Origin of the sequence: Streptomyces sp. SCL15-4 (assembly GCF_033366695.1) — a bacterium.
In the GTDB taxonomy this organism is placed as follows: Bacteria; Actinomycetota; Actinomycetes; order Streptomycetales; family Streptomycetaceae; genus Streptomyces.
Genome location: NZ_JAOBTQ010000001.1, coordinates 5,838,871 through 5,855,286 on the forward strand (window position 1 = coordinate 5,838,871; position 16,416 = coordinate 5,855,286).

General features: G+C 72.5%; 16 protein-coding genes and 1 tRNA gene. 11 read left to right on the forward strand and 6 right to left on the reverse strand.

All coding sequences use genetic code 11. From position 1 onward, the window contains the following. Positions 1-22 precede the first annotated feature (22 nt). Both SCK26_RS26100 and SCK26_RS26105 read left to right on the forward strand, forming a co-directional pair. Positions 23-2,467: a phosphoribosyltransferase gene (locus SCK26_RS26100; protein WP_318203762.1), complete on the forward strand. Its 2,445-nt coding sequence runs from the start codon at positions 23-25 to the stop codon at positions 2,465-2,467. Next, on the forward strand, positions 2,467-3,285 hold the full coding sequence (locus tag SCK26_RS26105) for an HAD family hydrolase (protein WP_318203763.1): 819 nt from the start codon (positions 2,467-2,469) through the stop codon (positions 3,283-3,285). Before SCK26_RS26100 ends, SCK26_RS26105 begins: the two co-directional genes overlap by 1 nt. On the opposite strand, the gene SCK26_RS26110 is transcribed toward SCK26_RS26105, so the two are convergent. Continuing rightward, positions 3,282-3,497, reverse strand: coding sequence for a zinc ribbon domain-containing protein (locus SCK26_RS26110; RefSeq protein ID WP_318203764.1), 216 nt, complete (start codon positions 3,495-3,497; stop codon positions 3,282-3,284). The genes SCK26_RS26105 and SCK26_RS26110 overlap by 4 nt on opposite strands. A gap of 177 nt (positions 3,498-3,674) precedes the next feature. Between SCK26_RS26110 and SCK26_RS26115 the strand changes: the two genes are divergently transcribed. The 3 genes from SCK26_RS26115 (at position 3,675) to SCK26_RS26125 (ending at position 8,533) form a co-directional block, all read left to right on the forward strand. Next, positions 3,675-5,900 carry a transglycosylase domain-containing protein gene (locus tag SCK26_RS26115; protein ID WP_318203765.1) on the forward strand — a complete coding sequence of 742 codons (2,226 nt, stop codon included), beginning with the start codon at positions 3,675-3,677 and terminating at the stop codon, positions 5,898-5,900. Positions 5,901-5,946: 46 nt separating this feature from the next. Next, complete coding sequence (locus SCK26_RS26120; protein ID WP_318203766.1) at positions 5,947-7,242, forward strand: hypothetical protein; 1,296 nt, start codon at positions 5,947-5,949, stop codon at positions 7,240-7,242. A gap of 154 nt (positions 7,243-7,396) precedes the next feature. Next, entirely contained in the window at positions 7,397-8,533 is a 1,137-nt protein-coding gene (locus SCK26_RS26125; RefSeq protein ID WP_318203767.1) for an amidase domain-containing protein, read from the forward strand. On the opposite strand, the gene SCK26_RS26130 is transcribed toward SCK26_RS26125, so the two are convergent. Then, a complete protein-coding gene (locus SCK26_RS26130) occupies positions 8,521-9,114 on the reverse strand; it encodes a DUF4383 domain-containing protein (protein WP_318203768.1) in 594 nt (197 codons plus the stop codon). The two genes, SCK26_RS26125 and SCK26_RS26130, sit on opposite strands and share 13 nt — an antisense overlap. 93 nt (positions 9,115-9,207) lie before the next feature. Then, positions 9,208-10,602, reverse strand: a complete 1,395-nt coding sequence (locus SCK26_RS26135) for a hypothetical protein (RefSeq protein ID WP_318203769.1) — start codon at positions 10,600-10,602, stop codon at positions 9,208-9,210. Between the two features lie 153 nt (positions 10,603-10,755). On the opposite strand from SCK26_RS26135, the gene SCK26_RS26140 reads away from it, so the two are divergent. Beyond that, positions 10,756-10,827: transfer RNA gene (locus tag SCK26_RS26140), tRNA-Val, on the forward strand. Between the two features lie 59 nt (positions 10,828-10,886). Here the strand turns inward: SCK26_RS26140 and SCK26_RS26145 are convergent. Beyond that, the gene (locus SCK26_RS26145; protein WP_318203770.1) at positions 10,887-11,225 is read right to left on the reverse strand and encodes a hypothetical protein; all 339 of its coding nucleotides are present in this window, start codon (positions 11,223-11,225) and stop codon (positions 10,887-10,889) included. A gap of 128 nt (positions 11,226-11,353) precedes the next feature. Further along, complete coding sequence (locus tag SCK26_RS26150) at positions 11,354-12,253, reverse strand: 2-dehydropantoate 2-reductase (protein ID WP_318203771.1); 900 nt, start codon at positions 12,251-12,253, stop codon at positions 11,354-11,356. A gap of 93 nt (positions 12,254-12,346) precedes the next feature. On the opposite strand from SCK26_RS26150, the gene SCK26_RS26155 reads away from it, so the two are divergent. The 3 genes from SCK26_RS26155 (at position 12,347) to SCK26_RS26165 (ending at position 13,936) form a co-directional block, all read left to right on the forward strand. Continuing rightward, positions 12,347-12,607 carry a DUF2277 domain-containing protein gene (locus tag SCK26_RS26155; RefSeq protein ID WP_318203772.1) on the forward strand — a complete coding sequence of 87 codons (261 nt, stop codon included), beginning with the start codon at positions 12,347-12,349 and terminating at the stop codon, positions 12,605-12,607. A 91-nt stretch (positions 12,608-12,698) separates the two neighbouring features. Continuing rightward, positions 12,699-13,154: a DoxX family protein gene (locus SCK26_RS26160; RefSeq protein WP_318203773.1), complete on the forward strand. Its 456-nt coding sequence runs from the start codon at positions 12,699-12,701 to the stop codon at positions 13,152-13,154. A gap of 170 nt (positions 13,155-13,324) precedes the next feature. Next, complete coding sequence (locus tag SCK26_RS26165; protein ID WP_318203774.1) at positions 13,325-13,936, forward strand: DedA family protein; 612 nt, start codon at positions 13,325-13,327, stop codon at positions 13,934-13,936. Positions 13,937-13,950: 14 nt separating this feature from the next. On the opposite strand, the gene SCK26_RS26170 is transcribed toward SCK26_RS26165, so the two are convergent. Beyond that, positions 13,951-14,595: an HNH endonuclease family protein gene (locus tag SCK26_RS26170; protein WP_318203775.1), complete on the reverse strand. Its 645-nt coding sequence runs from the start codon at positions 14,593-14,595 to the stop codon at positions 13,951-13,953. 378 nt (positions 14,596-14,973) lie between these two features. Here SCK26_RS26170 and SCK26_RS26175 point away from each other — a divergent pair, with 378 nt between their 5' ends. Together SCK26_RS26175 and SCK26_RS26180 are read left to right on the forward strand one after the other, a co-directional pair. Beyond that, on the forward strand, positions 14,974-15,555 hold the full coding sequence (locus SCK26_RS26175) for a TMEM165/GDT1 family protein (protein WP_318203776.1): 582 nt from the start codon (positions 14,974-14,976) through the stop codon (positions 15,553-15,555). A 182-nt stretch (positions 15,556-15,737) separates the two neighbouring features. Beyond that, complete coding sequence (locus SCK26_RS26180; protein ID WP_318203777.1) at positions 15,738-16,406, forward strand: HAD family hydrolase; 669 nt, start codon at positions 15,738-15,740, stop codon at positions 16,404-16,406. Positions 16,407-16,416 lie beyond the last annotated feature (10 nt).

Consider the following 16,416-nt stretch of genomic DNA (forward strand, 5'->3'; position numbering starts at 1 on the left):
TCTCCACCTGACCAAGGAACGCATGAAGAACGCAGTGAACGACGGGGTCTGGTCCGGCAGCTGGGTCGCCGAGCGGCTCGGGGTCGGGCTCGTGGGCGACGACGGGCTGCGGGCCCTGCTCGGGCTCGCGCTGCGCCGCAACCCCAAGCGGGCCCACCTGCTCGTCTCCAACGTCCTCGGCAAGCACGTCCCGCAGTCGCCGTCCGTGGTCTACGACCACGGCCTGCGCCTGGGCCGCCGGGTGGCCGCGCTGCTCGGCGCCGAGGCGGCGGACGCGGTGGTCCTCGGGTACGCGGAGACCGCGACCGGCCTCGGGCACTGCGTGGCCGACGGGCTCGGTGCGGTGCCGTATCTGCACTCCACGCGGCGGCCGGTGCGCGGGGTCGCCCGCGCGGGCGGGTTCGAGGAGTCGCACTCCCACGCCACGTCGCATCTGCTGCTTCCCGAGGACCCGGAGCTGCTGGGCGGGCGGGGGCCGCTGGTGCTGGTGGACGACGAGTTCTCCACCGGCAACACCGTGCTGAACACCATCCGCGACCTGCACGAGCGGTATCCGCGGCGGCGGTACGTGGTCGTGGCGCTGGTGGATATGCGGTCGGCCGAGGACACGGCCCGGCTGGAACGATTCGCCGGGGAGATCGGTGCGCGGGTCGATGTGGTGGCCACCGCCTCCGGCGAGGTGGAGCTGCCGGAAGGGGTGCTGGAGAAGGGCCGGCGGCTGGTCGCGGAGTGCGCACCGGCCGGGTGCGGGTCTGCCGAAGGGGCGCCTCGGCCGGACCGGATCGCGCGAGTCGGCCTCCACTGGCCTGCCGGCCTCCCCGACGGCGGCCGGCACGGATTCACCCCCGCCCACCGCGCCCGTCTCGAAGCCGCGCTCCCCGCCATGGCCGACCGCGTACGTGCGGCCCTGCCCGCCGGCGCGCGCCGGGTGCTGGTGCTCGGGTCCGAGGAGCTGATGTACGCGCCGCTGCGGCTCGCGCGGGAGCTGGAGCGCGGCACGGACGCCGAGGTGCGGTTCTCCACCACCACCCGCTCGCCCGTCCTCGCGGTGGACGACCCGGGCTACGCGATCCGTACCCGCCTGGTCTTCCCCGCCCACGACGACCCGGCGGACGGGCCCGGCGAGCGCTACGCCTACAACGTGGCCGGCGCCGGCTTCGACGTTGTCGTGGCCGTGGTCGACTCCGTCGCCGACACTCCCGCCCTGCACGCGCCCGACGGCCTGCTGGCCCGGCTCGCCGAGCGGGTCCCGCACGTTCTGCTCGCGGTCGTACCGTCGTACGTCCCGCACGTCCCCGAAAGGCCGGCCATGCTGCCCGAGCCCCTGCGCGGCCCCGCGTTCTCCTCGTACGCGCCACAGGAGGTCGGCTGGCTGCTCCAGGACCTGTCCGACGTGGCCCTGGAGGCGCCGACCGAGGAGCGCGAGGAGGCCGTCCAGAGCGGCGGCGCGCACTACGCCGAGTCGCTGCCGGTGGAGTACCAGCCCAGCGAGCGGTACCAGGAGCTGTTCCACGAGGCCCTCCGGGCGTCGGCGGCCCGGCTGGCGCGGGCGGTGGGCGTGGTCACCGAGATGGTGATCGGCGAGCGCTCACCGCGCCCGGTGCTGGTCTCCCTGGCCCGCGCCGGCACCCCGGTGGGCATCCTGATGCGTCGCTGGGCGCGGTTCCGGCACGGGCTGGACCTGCCGCACTACGCCGTGTCGATCGTGCGCGGCCGGGGCATCGACGCCAACGCGCTGCGCTGGCTGGCCGCCCACCACGACCCCCGGGACGTCGTCTTCGTCGACGGTTGGACCGGCAAGGGCGCCATCACCCGGGAACTCGCGCAGGCCGTCGCGGAGTTCGAGGCGAAGGAGAGCGTCACCGGGTTCGACCCGGAGATCGCCGTCCTCGCCGACCCCGGCTCCTGCGTGCGGACGTACGGCACCCGGGAGGACTTCCTCATCCCGTCCGCGTGCCTCAACTCCACCGTGTCCGGGCTGGTCTCGCGCACGGTGCTGCGCGCGGACCTGGTCGGCCCGGACGACTACCACGGCGCGAAGTTCTACCGCGAACTGGCCGGCGCCGACGTCTCCGTGGCCTTCCTCGACGCCGTCTCCGCACGGTTCGAGGAGGTCGCCGGCACCGTGGACGGCGCGGTCGAGGAGCTGCTCGCCACGGACCGCACCCCGACCTGGGCGGGCTGGCGGGCGGTGGAGCGGATCAGCGAGGAGTACGGCATCCACGACGTGAACCTCGTCAAGCCGGGCGTCGGCGAGACCACCCGGGTGCTGCTGCGCCGGGTGCCGTGGAAGATCCTGGCCCGCGCGGGCGCCGGCGCCGACCTGGACCACGTGCGCCTGCTCGCCGAGCAGCGGGGCGTCCCGGTGGAGGAGGTCGGCGAGCTGCCGTACAGCTGTGTCGGGCTGATCCACCCCAAGTACACACGCGGTGCCGTCGGCGCCGACGGAAGGGCGGTGCACGTCTGATGCCGGTGCTGGTGGCGAGCGATCTCGACCGGACGCTGATCTACTCCGCGGCGGCCCTCGCGCTGACCATGCCGGACGCCCGGGCGCCCCGGCTGCTGTGCGTGGAGGTGCACGAGGCCAGGCCGCTGTCCTACATGACGGAGACGGCGGCCCGGCTGCTGGCCGACCTCGGCGACGCGGCCGTGTTCGTGCCGACGACGACCCGGACGCGCAAGCAGTACCAGCGCATCAACCTGCCCGGCCCGCCGCCGAGGTACGCGATCTGCGCCAACGGCGGCCATCTGCTGGTCGACGGGGTCACCGACGCCGACTGGCACGCGCGTGTGCTGGCGCGGCTCGCCGACGAGTGCGCGCCGCTGGAGGAGGTCCGCGAGCATCTGCTGCGCTCGGCCGACCCGGTGTGGCTGCGCAAGCAGCGCCTGGCCGAGGACCTGTTCGCCTATCTGGTGGTGGAGCGCGAGCTGCTGCCGGAGGACTGGGTGAAGGAGCTGGCGGTGTGGGCGGAGAACCGCGGCTGGACCGTCTCGCTCCAGGGCCGCAAGATCTACGCCGTGCCCAAGCCGCTCACCAAGGGCGCGGCCGTCCGCGAGGTCGCCCGCCGCACCGGCGCGGACCTGACCCTGGCCGCCGGCGACTCCCTGCTGGACGCCGACCTGCTCCTGGCGGCCGACCGGGGCTGGCGCCCCGGCCACGGCGAGCTGGCCGACACCGGCTGGTCGGCCCCTCGGATCGCCGCACTGCCGGAGCGAGGCGTACTGGCGGGGGAGCGCATCCTCGGGGAGTTCCTGAGAACGGCCCGGGATCCCGGGCGGAGCTAACCGCAGCATCCGCCGCCGCAGCACCCGCCGCCCCCGGCCCGGGGCGCGGGCGCCGGCGCACCGGCGACGCCGCCCACGGCCACCGTGGACAAGAGTTTCACCGTGTCGTCATGCCCGGCAGGGCACGTCGCGGGGGCGGCGGACTCCGCCATCGGACGGTTCAGTTCGAACGTGTCGCCGCAGCTCCGGCAGCGGTACTCGTAGCGAGGCATGGGCTCAGGTTAGCCGTCCGGGGCGTGTCAAGGGCAGCTCAATGTTTCGTGAGTGTTGCCATCCGTGCGGCATATGTGCAGGGCATTCGAAAACGTTACTGATAATTTGTGAACGCCGTGGCGAGGATGCTCAGCTCACCCGCGCGAGCGAGACCGAGTGCGGAGGGAGACGCAGGCGTGACCGATGCGTCGCAGGGGGAGGACGGCACCGTGGCCGGTGGCCGTGGCGAGAAGCCGTTGGACGCCGACGAGACCCTGCATCTGAGAGTCGACGCCCTCCGGGCCGACGAGACGATGCAGCTGCGTGTCCCCACTCCGCCCGAGGCGCCCGCGCCGTCCGGCGGCCGGGCCGAGCGCCGGCGTGACGCGCGCTCGGCCGCCCGCGAGCGCACCGCCGGGCCGGGCGCGGCCACGGCCGCCGCCTTCCGCCGGCTCGGTCCGCTCGCCCCGTACGCGCGCCGGATAGCGCCCTACGCGCGCCGCCTGAAGCCCGTCTATCCGCGTCCGGGCCGCACCGGCTGGCGCCGCTGGATGCCGTCCTGGCGGCAGTGGATCGGCGCCGTCCTGTCCTCGTTCGGCCTGCTCGGCGCGTTCCTCGTCACCGCGTACGCGATGACGGACATACCGGCCAACATCAATTCGTACGCCACCCAGCAGGACAACGTCTATTTCTGGTCCGACGGCACGCCCATGGCCCGTACGGGCTGGGTGCAGCGGCAGGCGATGCCGCTGAAGGACATTCCGCAGGACGTGCGCTGGGCGGTCCTCGCGGCGGAGAACGAGAGTTTCTACTCGGACCCGGGCATATCCCTCAAGGGCCTCAGCCGGGCGCTGTTCCGCACGGTGGGCGAGGGGGACACCGAGGGCGGGTCCACGATTACGCAGCAGTATGTGAAAAACGTTTACCTGACCCAGAACCAGACGGTCGGCCGTAAATTCACCGAGGCGATGATCGCCCTCAAGCTCGACAACAAGATGAGCAAGGACGAGATCCTGGAGGGCTATCTCAACACCAGCTGGTTCGGCCGCGGCACCTACGGCATCCAGCGCGCCGCCCAGGCCTACTACGGCAAGGACGTCGGCAGGCTCAACGTCTCCGAGGCGGCCATGCTCGCCTCGCTGCTCAAGGGCGCCGGTCTGTACGACCCCACGCTCGGCAAGGCCAACCACGCGCGGGCGGTGGAGCGCTGGTCCTGGATCCTGGACCGGATGGTCAAGATCGGCAAGCTGTCGCCGCAGGAGCGGGCCACGTACACGAAGTTCCCCGACCCGCTGAAGACCAACCCGCTGTACGACACCGGCGAGCAGAGCGACTATCTGGTGGAGCTGGCGTCGCAGTACGCCAAGAAGGCCGGGCACCTGACGGACAAGCAGTTCGACCTGGGCGGCTACCAGATCTACACGACGTTCGACCGCAAGCGGGAGCGGGCGCTCACCGACGCCGTCGCCAAGGCGCGCAAGGAGGCCGGGGCGGACGATCCCGAGGTGGCGGAGAGCGGCCACTACGGCGCCGCCTCGGTGGCCGCCGACGGCCGGGTCCTCGCCGTCTACGGCGGCCCGGACCACCGCAAGCAGGGCTACAACGAGTCCAACGCCACCACGGTCCCGGCCGGTACCGCGTTCCTGCCGTTCGTGTACGCCGCCGGACTCGAACACGGTGTGCACAAGACGCGCAGCGGCCCCGCCACACCCGTCGGCCCGGACAGCGTCTACGACGGCGACGACGGCGTGCCCGTCACCACGCCCGAGGGGCCCTACTGGGACCGCAGCGGCAAGAAGGTCGCCGCGCACAACGACGGCCGCAGGTCGTACGGGAAGATCAGCCTGCGCGAGGCGCTCGCCAAGTCGGTCAACACGCCGTTCATGCAGCTCGGCATGGACACCGGCCTGGACAAGGTGACCCGGACCGCCGTGGCCTCCGGGCTGCTGCGCTCCAGCATCGGCCCCCAGGTGCCCGCCCTGTCCCTGGGCAGCTCCACGCCCAGCGCGATCCGGATGGCGAGCGGCTACGCCACCTTCGCCGCCGGCGGCAACCACACCGAGCCGTACTCGGTGCGCCGCGTCACTCGCAACGGCGCACCCCTCCCGCTGAACATCCCGCACCCGAAGCGGGCGGTCGGCGCGCAGGTGGCCGAGCGGGTCACCGAGGCGCTCACCGACTCCTTCCGCACCGCCCACCCGGACGCGGCGGCCGGCCGGTCCGGGGTGTCGGGGAAGGCCGGTGGGACCGACAAGGACACCGCCGCCTGGTACGTCGGCACGGCCGACGCCGTGTCCACCGCGATCGTCGTCTACCGGATCGACCTGGCCAAGTCGCTGGAGCCACTGCCGCTCAGAGGCCTGGCCGGGCCCGATCACAGCGTTCCGTATGCCCTCTGGTCGGCCGCGACGGGCCTCGGCTGAGCCGGGATCACCCGTCCACCCTCCCCTTCCGCAGAATGAGCCGCGCATGCCCCGCAAGATGTCGTCGTCAGGCCGCCGTCGAGCCCCCCGCCGCCGCGCGCCCCGCGCCACCCGCCCCCAGGTCCTGACACTGGCCGCGCTCCTCGTCGTGGCCTCGCTGGTGGCCGGGTTCCTGGCGCTGTCCGGCACGGACAGCGACAGCAGCCCGGCCGCCGCGACCGGCAAGAAGCCGAGGACGGCCGCGCCGAGGCCCAGCCCGACCCCGACGTGGGACGGCAAGGTCAAGGTCCTCGGGGACGGCTCGACCTCCTACACGGGTCCGCAGAAGGGGCAGTTGAAGCCGAAGCCGCTCAAGCCCGGCGAGAAGCCGCCGCAGTTCGTGGTGTTCTCCTGGGACGGCGCGCTGGAGGGCGGGGACCACCTGTTCTCGCACTACCGGGAGCTGGCCGAGCGGTACGACGCCCACATGACCTTCTTCCTCACCGGCATCTACCTGCTGCCCAAGAGCAAGAAGGCGCAGTACCACGGCCCGATGCACTCGCCGGGCGACGCCGCGATCGACTACGCCACCGACGACCACATCCGCACCACCCTGGAGCAGCTGGCCAAGGCCTACGAGGACGGCAACGAGATCGGCACCCACTTCAACGGCCACTTCTGCGACGCCAAGGGCGGCGGCGACTGGAGCGTGGCGGAGTGGAAGAGCGAGATCGACCAGTTCTTCGAGTTCGCGGAGCACTGGAAGACCAACACCGGCTTCACCGACATGCCCCCGCTGCCCTTCGACTTCAAGAAGGAGGTCACCGGCGGCCGGGCGCCCTGCCTGGAGGGCCAGCCGAACCTGCTGAAGGCCATCAAGGACTACGGCTGGCGCTACGACGCCAGCTCCCCGGGCGACTTCCAGATATGGCCCGGCAAGAAGAACGGCATATGGGACTTCCCGCTGCAGATGCTGCCGTACGAGAGCGGCAAGTACCAGGGCCTGTCCATGGACTTCAACTTCCTCTACAACCAGTCCGAGGGCGAGACGCAGGGCGATCCGGCCAAGTTCCCCGAGTGGGAGCAGCAGACCGTCGCCTCGTACATGGCCGGCTTCGACCGGGTCTACTACGGCAGCCGCGCGCCGCTGTTCATCGGCAACCACTTCGAGGACTGGAACGGCGGCATCTACATGAAGGCCATCGACCAGGTGGTCAAGAACGTGTGCACCAAGAAGGGCGTCAAGTGCGTGTCCTTCAAGGAGCTGGCCGACTGGCTCGACGCGCAGAAACCGTCGACCCTGGCCGCGCTGCGCAGCCTCGATCCGGCCCAGTCGCCGGACTGGTCGGCGGTCGTCAAGTAACCGGTCAGCACGGCTGATTCCGCTTGTGCGCCCCTCTTCACATCCGGTGTACCGGCCATGCGAAGATGCCCCTCGCCCGGTAGGTGTACCGGCGTAGAGGGGAACATCATTGAAATCCAGAAAACTGAGCCGTAGCCGGCGCCGTACGGCCATAGTGACCGCCGCTGCCGCCTCGGTGGTCGCAGGCGTGGCCCTGGTGCCGAACTGGAGCGCGGGCGCGGCGGTGACCGACGACCCGACGGTGGACGCGGCCACCAAGGCGACCTTCCAGCGACTGGCCGACGCGGTCTTCACCGACCGCACGCAGGCCCTGGTGGAAGGCGCCGGGACCAAGGAGACGCGGCGCACGTCCGGCTTCTCCGGGTCCGTGCGGCTGTCCGGCGGACAGACGCGGGAGCAGAAGTCGGCGCTGGAGGAGCTGCGCGACCGCCGCGGCCGGCTCGCCCGGCTGGGCGAGACGTACCGCGCGGGCAGCACCAAGGTCACGCTCGACGCGACGCGGGTGAAGGGCCGGCACGCGAAGGTCGCCGTCACCGAGACCACGACGCTGACGTACGGCAAGGCCGCCGGGAAGAGCCCGGAGTCGACCGGCTTCCAGGCGCACCACGAGCTGAGCTTCACGGCCGACCGGCACGGCGACTGGCGGCTCACCGGCATCCGTGACACCGACGACGGCTACCTCGCGGTGAACCAGGTCGCCAGGCCGGAGGTGGCCAAGCCGCAGGCCGAGGCCGAGGACGACGGCCCGCCGAGCGCGGCCCGCGCCGCCACCGCCTGGCCGGCCCCGGCGAACGCGAAGAACTTCTCCGCGACGGGCTACGACTACAAGGCCATGGTCGCCTACGCGCAGAAGTACTGGAACAAGTACAACCCGGACTACCCGAACTTCAACGGCCAGGGCGCCGGCGGCGACTGCACCAACTTCGTCAGCCAGGCGCTGAAGGCGGGCGGCTGGAAGCACGTGCCCGGGTACACGAACGACTTCCACAAGTGGTTCGGCAACTCCGAGATCCAGTCGGACTCCTTCGTCGGCGTGAACGAGTTCTCCTGGTTCGCGCTGTCCTCCAAGCGGGTCACCAGCCTCGCCAACGTCTACCAGCTGGACCTCGGCGACGTGCTCCAGGTGGACTTCAACCGGGACGGGTCCAAGGACCACTCGATGATCGTCACCTACCGGGACCGCCGGGGCGTGCCGTACGTGAGCTACCACTCGACCAACACCTACAACCGGTCGGTGGCCAGCCTCGTCGCCTCGTACCCGAACGCGGCGTTCTACGCCTACCGGACCTGATCCGGGCCCTGCCGCGGGCCCTGCCGCCGGCCGCCCTCCTCCTGCCCGTGCCGCGTGCGCTGCTGCGAGGAGGGCTCGGGGTGGCGGGCCCGCCAGTAGGGGTTGTCGTGCGGCAGCGCGTGCCCGACCCGGCCGTACATGCCGAAGGTCATCAGCAGCAGGCCCACGACGAAGCTGAAGTACACGTTCTGGATCTTGAACGCCAGGAAGTTGCTCGCGGTGTCCAGCAGGCCGAGGAACAGGAAGCCGTTCAGCAGGAACAGGACGCCGAGGACCATGTTCAGGGTGGACGCGAAGTTCCCGCCGACGGCCGCGCCCGCCAGCAGCAGCAGGCCGATGCAGATCGACAGCACGCTGAGCGCGCCGTTGGTGTTCAGCCCGGCGACCTGGTTGCCGCCCGTGCTGAAGAAGCCGATCTGGTCCAGCAGGCCGAGAATGCCGAAGGCGACCAGGAACGCGCCGATCAGGCCCGCGCCGGCGCGGTAGACCCGGTTCAGCCGGTGGTCCACGGGCAGGTGGTCGTCCAGCCGGGTCCGCCTGCGTTCCCGGGTGTTCCTCGTCCGCACTGCGTGTGTGGCCATGTCCGCCTCCTCGGGCGCTAGCGGAGGCCGTCCGTCCGTTCTTCACTATCCGTCCGGCTCCGCCGGCCGGCAACACGCGGCGGCCCGTGCGGCTCAGTGCCCGGCGCCGCGCTCCTCGCGGATCAGCGCCACCACCCGCGCCACGCGTCGCCGCACGGCCTCGGTCTCGCCCAGGAAGTGCCAGTAGTCCGGATGCCGCTCCGCCAGCGTGCCGGCCGCCCGCTCCAGCCGGGCCACCGCGTCGTCCAGCGGCCGGGCGTGCCGGGGGTCGGGCGTCGTACGGCCCGCCATCGCCAGCCGCTGGGCGTCCCGGATCGCGAACCGGGTCCGCTCGATCTCCTGCCGCGGGTCCTTCTGTACGGCGTTCAGCCGGGCCAGCCGGTCGCCGGCGGCCGACACCGCCTCGTCGGTGGCGTTCAGCAGTGCCCGGACGGTCGCCAGCAGCGCGGTGGCGTCCGCCCACCGCTGGGCGTCCCGCGCCGCCCGGGCCTCCGTGAGCCGCAGCTCGGCCTGCCGCACGTTCTCGGCCGTGAGCGCGGGGACCCGCTGGAGGTCCTGCCAGCAGGCGGCGGTGAACCGGCGGCGCAGCTCGCTGAGGACCGGCTCCACCTGCTCGGCCCGGGTGGTCAGCGCCTGGGCCCGGGTGCGCAGCGAGACCAGCCGGTGGTCGATCTCGGCGGCCCGCTCCGGCAGCCGCTCGGCCTCGGCCCGGATCGCGCCGGCCTCCCGCTGCACCCGCTCGGCCCGCTCCAGCGTGGCGTCCACGCCGTGCTGACCGGCGCCCTGGTTCAGCCGGGTCAGCTCCGGCGACAGGGCCGCGAGTCGCGCGGCCAGGTCGTCGGCGCGCAGGTTCCGCGCGCGGACGGCGTCCAGGGCGTCGCTCGCGGCCAGCAGCGACTGCCGGGCCCGCTCCACGGCGGGCGCGAGCCGGGCCAGCCGGGTCTCCGCCTTGTCCAGCAGCGGCCCGAGCGAGCGGCCGTACTCCTCCAGGTCCCGCCGGACGCGCAGCAGTTCGTCCCGGGCCGCGCCCAGCTCGGCGCGCGCCCGGGCGGCCGGGCCCGCCTCCAGGCCGTCCCGGTCCAGGTCGTGGGCGTCCACGGCCTGGATGTACTGCCGGCTGGCCTCGTCGACGCGCTGTCCGAGCGTCTCGAAGTCCGTGACGGCGCGGCGGGCGGCGGGGGAGTCGTCCGCCGCCGCGATGGTCTCGACCGAGATCCGCAGGTCCCGCTGGGCGGTGTCGAGTTCGTAGAAGGCCGCCGCGGCGGCGTCCTTGGCGGCCTGGGCCTCGGCGCGCTGGCTCTCCGCCCGGCCGCCGAACCAGCGCCGGGTGCCTCCGCCGGCGAACGCGGCGGCCAGCAGCGGCGCGGCCAGCACCGGCAGGCCCAAGAGGGTGAGGGCGTCCCGCACGGCACGGCGGCCGTGCCGGGTCCGGGCGGCGGACGGCGGCGGGTACGGCGGTGTCGCTGGCGTGCCCGGTGTCGCCGTCACATTCCTCTCCCGTGTGGTGGTTCGCCCTGGGTGGTGTCATTCTCCCACCCGTGGAAGACGAACACACGGGCCGGTCAGTTCGCCTCCGGCACGTGACGTTGCCGTCTGTTTGCGGTGCGGCCCGCCGGGCAATGTAGGCTGTCGACCTGTCCCGGGTGCGTAGCTCAGGGGTAGAGCGCCTGCCTTACAAGCAGGATGTCGGCGGTTCGAAACCGTCCGCGCCCACAGATCCGGCCCCTCGGAGAAGTCTCCGGGGGGCCGTTTCCGTTTGCGCCGCTTCGCGGCTATTCCTCGGCCTGCTCCTCGCGGACGTGCTTCAGCCGGGTGCGCGCGTCCATCCGGTCCGCCGCCGGGACCTCCGTCCAGAACCGGTGGGTGCTGACGAAGACCGCCAGCTCGTGCTCGCGCCGCCGCAGCTTCTCCACCTGTGCCTGCTCGTCCTCCGTCCAGCCGGGGGAGGCGGGCCGCTCCACCTTGCGCCAGCCGGTGTCGTCGCTGAAGCCGTCCATCGGCTCGACCGACCAGGGCAGCCGCTTGAGCAGGGCCGACAGCTCGGCCCGGACCTGATGCAGCTCCTCCTGACCGGCGAGGAGGTCACTGGGGAATTCATAGGTCGTAGCCACACGGCAATGATACGTGTGTTCGAATTACCGAGGCGAGCGCGGACCGGGGGTACGGGTGGGGTTTCAGCCGTACGAGTGACCGCCGGTCAGCACTCCGGCCGATCCGCCCGTCCCCGAGTGACCGGTGGTCAGTATCCCGCCGCGCGCAGCTCCCGCACCAGTCGCCGCGCCACCGGCACCGGCACGCCGTGCCGTTCGGCCGCCCTCAGCAGGGCGCCGCCGATGGCGTCCAGCTCCAGCGGGCGGCCCGCCTCGGCGTCGCGCTGCATGGACGACCTGGCCGCGGGCGGGAAGGCGTCGTACCGGGCCAGGGCCTGGTCCGGATCGGCCGGCGCACCGCAGGCGCGGCCCACGGCGGCCGTCTCGGCGACCAGCGCCTCCAGCTCGGCGCGGTGCCGGGTGCGGGCGGTGCCGAGAGGGACGCCGTAGCGGGTGGTGAGCAGCGCGAACGGGGCGAGGAACGCCATCTTGGCCCACAGCGCCGCCGTCTCGTCCCCGGCCACGCGGACGGTCGTGCCGGCTTGCCGGAGCACGGCGGCCAGCGCCTCCAGCCGGTCGCGCGGTACGTCGTTTCCGGCCAGGTCGATCTCCGTGAACGGGCTGCCGTGTTCGATCACGCCCGGCGCGACGCGGGTGGACTCCACGCGGATCACGGCCGGCGCGACCCGGTCGGGCCGGTACCGCGCGCGCAGGGCCGCCGGGTGCTCGACTCCGTTCAGCAGCGGGACGATCGGGGCGTCGCCGAGCACGGCGGGCGGGACCCGGGTGAGGGCGGCGTCGAGCGCGGTGTGCTTGACCGTGACCAGGCAGGCGTCCACCGGTACGCGCAGTGCGGTGTCCGCGTCGACGGCGGCGGTGAAGTCGCCGAACTGCGGGCTGCGGACCGTGATGCCGGTGCGGCGCAGCACACCGGCCGTCGCCTCTTGGGCCAGGCAGATCACATGATGGCCGGAACGGGACAGCAGGGCGGCGAGCAGGCCGCCGGTGCCGCCGGGACCGAGGACGGCCACGCTGGACGGATGCGTCATGGAGTTGTTCCCTTCGACGGTCGGCCCCGGGAGTCGGTGGCCGCCTTCGCGGTGATCATCGCAGGGCGCGGCGGCCGGCGCGAGACTGGGGACATGTGCCGAAGCATCAAGACGCTGCGCCCGCCCGTGCTGCCCGGTGAGGCCACGGACGAGGACATCCGCGCGGCCGCGTTGCAGTACGTCCGCAAGGTCTCGGGCTTCCGTGCCCCCGCCGCCCACAACCGCGAGGCCTTCGACACGGCGGTGGACGCCGTGGCCCGGGCCACGGCGCAACTGCTGGGAGCGCTGGAGGTACGGGGCCGGGCCGCTCCTGCAAAAAATAGGCCAGATGTTGAACTTGCAAGTACTGATTAGGTACCCCTAACCTATGGCTCGATTCGGTACCCCGTCCCCATGGCCGGCCTCCCCAGTCCCCGCCGGCCAGACACCGAAGAGGAGTCATCCCGTGTCCGCTCGTCTCAATTCCGCTCAGCCCTATGTCCTGGGGCTCTTCCGCGTCGTCGTCGGCCTGCTCTTCGCCGTGCACGGCGCCGCCTCCCTGTTCGGCGTCCTCGGCGGTGCCGCCGGCACCCACGGCGGCACCATCGCGGCCGGCACCTGGCCCGGCTGGTACGCGGCGGTGATCCAGCTCGTCGCCGGCGGCCTGGTGCTGCTCGGCCTCGGCACCCGGGGGGCCGCGCTGGTCGCCTCCGGCTCGATGGCCTACGCCTACTTCGACGTCCACCAGCAGGCCGCGCTGTGGCCGATACAGAACGGCGGCGAGCTGTCGGTGCTGTTCTGCTGGTCGTTCCTGCTGCTGGTCTTCACCGGCTCCGGCGCCTTCGGCCTGGACCGCCTCCTCGCCCGGCGCCCCGCGCCGGAGGGCGGCGCGACGGCCGAGCGGGCTCCCGTGGCCGCCTGACCGTCCTCTCCGGACAACGCGGGCGGCCGGTCACCGGTGACCGGCCGCCCGCGCACGCCGGACCGCCACCGTGAACGTCCCGTGATCGCCTCACGAACCCCCCGCGAACCTTCTGTCACACCCCCCGCGTACGCTGTACAGCCGTCAACGGGGGAATGTCGGGAGTCGTCGTGTGGGAAAGCGTGGGGTCGCTCGCGGCCGGGCCGTGGATCTATGCCGTGGTGGCCGTCTCGGTGCTGCTCGACGTGTTCCTGCCGGTCCTGCCCAGCGGAGTGCTGGTCATCACGGCCGGCACGGCGGCGGCGGCGGGTACCGGCGCGGCCGGCCAGGTCGCGCACGAGGTGCCGGACATCCTGGCCCTGATCCTGTCCGCCGCCACCGCCTCGGTCCTCGGCGACCTGGTGGCCTACCGCCTCGCCTGGCGCGGCGGCGAGCGGCTGGACCGGGCGATAGCCCGCTCCCGCAGGCTCACCTCCGCGCAGGCGCGTCTCGGTGACGCCCTCGCCCGGGGCGGCGGCGCGCTGGTCGTCCTCGCCCGCTTCGCCCCCGCCGGCCGCTCGGTCGTCTCCTTCTGCGCCGGCGCCGCCCACCGCCGCGCCCGCGACTTCCTGCCCTGGTCCGCGCTGGCGGGCCTGTCCTGGGCCGCCTACAGCGTGGCCCTCGGCTACTACGGCGCCCAGTGGCTCGGCGCCACCTGGCTGGCCACGGCCGTGTCGGTGGCGGCGCTGTTCGGCGCGGGAGCGGCGGCGGGTTTCCTCATGCGGCGCAAGCCCGCTTCCTGACGCGGACGCGCCTGTCAGCAGCTCGCCAGCTGGTTCGTGAGCGCGCTCTTCTCGGCCGAGTCCACCGACAGGCCGTAGTAGTACTTCACCTGCACCCACGCCCGCACGTACGTGCACACGTACGCCGACCGCGACGGCACCCAGGTGGCCGGGTCCTGGTCTCCCTTCGCCTGGTTGACGTTGTCGGTCACGGCGATCAGCTGCGGCCGGGTCAGGTCGTTGGCGAAGGCCTGCCGCTGCGCGGTGGTCCACTTGCTCGCGCCCGAGTCCCACGCCTCGGCCAGCGGGACGAGGTGGTCGATGTCGAGGTCGGAGGCGGCGGTCCAGGTCGCGCCGTCGTACGGCGAGTACCAGCTGCCGCTGGTCGAGGCGCAGGAGGAGTCGGTGACGACGTTCGTACCGTCCCGCTTCAGGACCGTCTCGCGGGTGTTGCAGGTGCCGCTGACGGTGATCCAGTGCGGGAACAGGTCGCGGCTGTAGCCGGTGCGGTTCTCCGTGGCCACGGTGAGCTGGGAGAGGTAGCCGCGCGCGGTGGCGCCGCTGACCGGTGTGGGCAGCGCGGCGGAGGCGTTCGGCGAGTTGAACAGGGCGACGGAGGCGATCAGGCCGGTGAGCGCGGCGAGGATGCTCGTCCGTCGACGCGCGTAGAACGTGGGCATGCGTGAACTCCCTTTGATGATGGGGGTGTTGGAGCGCGAGCGAGGGAATGCTCGCGACGGGGGGTTGCCGGCGGATGAGCGTTCGGTAAGAAGGTAGTGACGTGATCATGTCAAGACAAGGTTGACGGCGGAACTTTCACATCCCGTACGATGGGAGGCGCAGAAGGGGAGTAGCTCTTCGCCGGACCGTCGACATACTGCTCAGCGAGCCTGAGCCGGCGCCCGGAGGCGGCCTCCAGCAGGAGCCGCCAGCGAAACCTTCGGCAAGCAGTGCACGTCCGTGCCCACCGGCACGGACGCTTGGTGTGCTGCCGTGCCGAGGTGTCATCGCGTGACGTACCGCACTCTCGGCGGGGCAGCCCGACCGATTGAGGGACCTTGATCAGCATCACCGTGACGGCGCTCGTCTTCGGCGTCGTCTTCCTCGCCGAACTGCCGGACAAGACCGCGCTCGCCGGCCTCGTCCTCGGCACCCGTTACCGGGCGTCCTACGTCTTCGCGGGCGTCGCCGCGGCCTTCCTGCTGCACGTCGTGCTCGCCGTCGCGGCCGGCAGCGTGCTCACCCTGCTGCCGCAGCAGCTCGTGCACGCCCTCACCGGCGTCCTCTTCCTCGGCGGGGCCGCGATGCTCCTGCTGAAGAAGGACGAGGACGAGGAAGAGATCAAGAAGCCCGCCGACCAGTCCTTCTGGAAGGTCGCGGGCACCGGCTTCATGCTCATCCTGGTGGCCGAGTTCGGCGATCTCACCCAGATCATGACCGCCAATCTCGCCGCCCGCTACGACGACCCGATCTCCGTCGGCCTCGGTGCGGTGCTCGGCCTGTGGGCCGTCGCCGGACTGGGCATCGTCGGCGGAAAGGCGCTGATGAAGCGGGTGCCGCTGCGGCTGATCACGCAGATCGCGGCGCTGGTGATGCTGGCGCTCGGCGCCTGGAGCCTGTGGGAGGCAGTGGCCGGCTGAGCGGGCGGGCGGGCGAACGGGGAGTGAATCCTCGCCGGGGGCGGTGGCGGAAACACGGCGCCGTTTTGTACCGTGGAGAAACAAAGTGGCTCCCGCCCGTTCTCCCTGACCGGCGGGCGGGGCCGCCTTGTTCCTCCCGCCGTCTCATCCGACACGGGCCTTCCTCCCTTCAGGAGCTGCCGATGCCGGCCACCGCCACGCCCACCGTCCTCACCTGCCGTGCCCTCCTGCTCGACATGGACGGCACCCTCGTCAACTCGGACGCCGTGGTCGAGCGGGTCTGGCGGCGCTGGGCCGCGCGGCACGGGCTGGACGGCGACGAGGTGATGCGGGTCGTCCACGGCCGGCAGGGGCATGCGTCCATGGCCCTGCTGCTGCCCGGCCGGCCGGCGGAGGAGAACTTCGCGGAGAACGAGCGGATGCTCGCGGAGGAGACCGCCGACATGGAGGGCGTGGTCGAGGTCCCCGGCGCCGGCGCGTTCCTCGCGTCGCTGGCGGGGCTTCCGCACGCGCTGGTGACCTCCGCCGACCTCGCGCTCGCGACCGCGCGGATGACCGCGGCGGGACTGGAGCCGCCGGCGGTCCGGATCACCGCGGAGTCGGTCGGCGCCAGCAAGCCCGACCCCGAGGGTTTCCTGAAGGGCGCGGCCGAGCTGGGGATCGACCCGGCCGACTGCGTCGTGTTCGAGGACTCCGGTGCGGGGATCGCGGCGGGTCGCTCCGCGGGGATGCGGGTCGTGGGGGTCGGGCCGCGGGCGGTCGTCCACGAGCCGGACGTGGCGGTGCGGGACCTGACGCGGGTGCGGGTGGAGGCCGGGGCCGACGGCACGCTCCGGCTGCTGATCGGCTGACGCCGGCGGC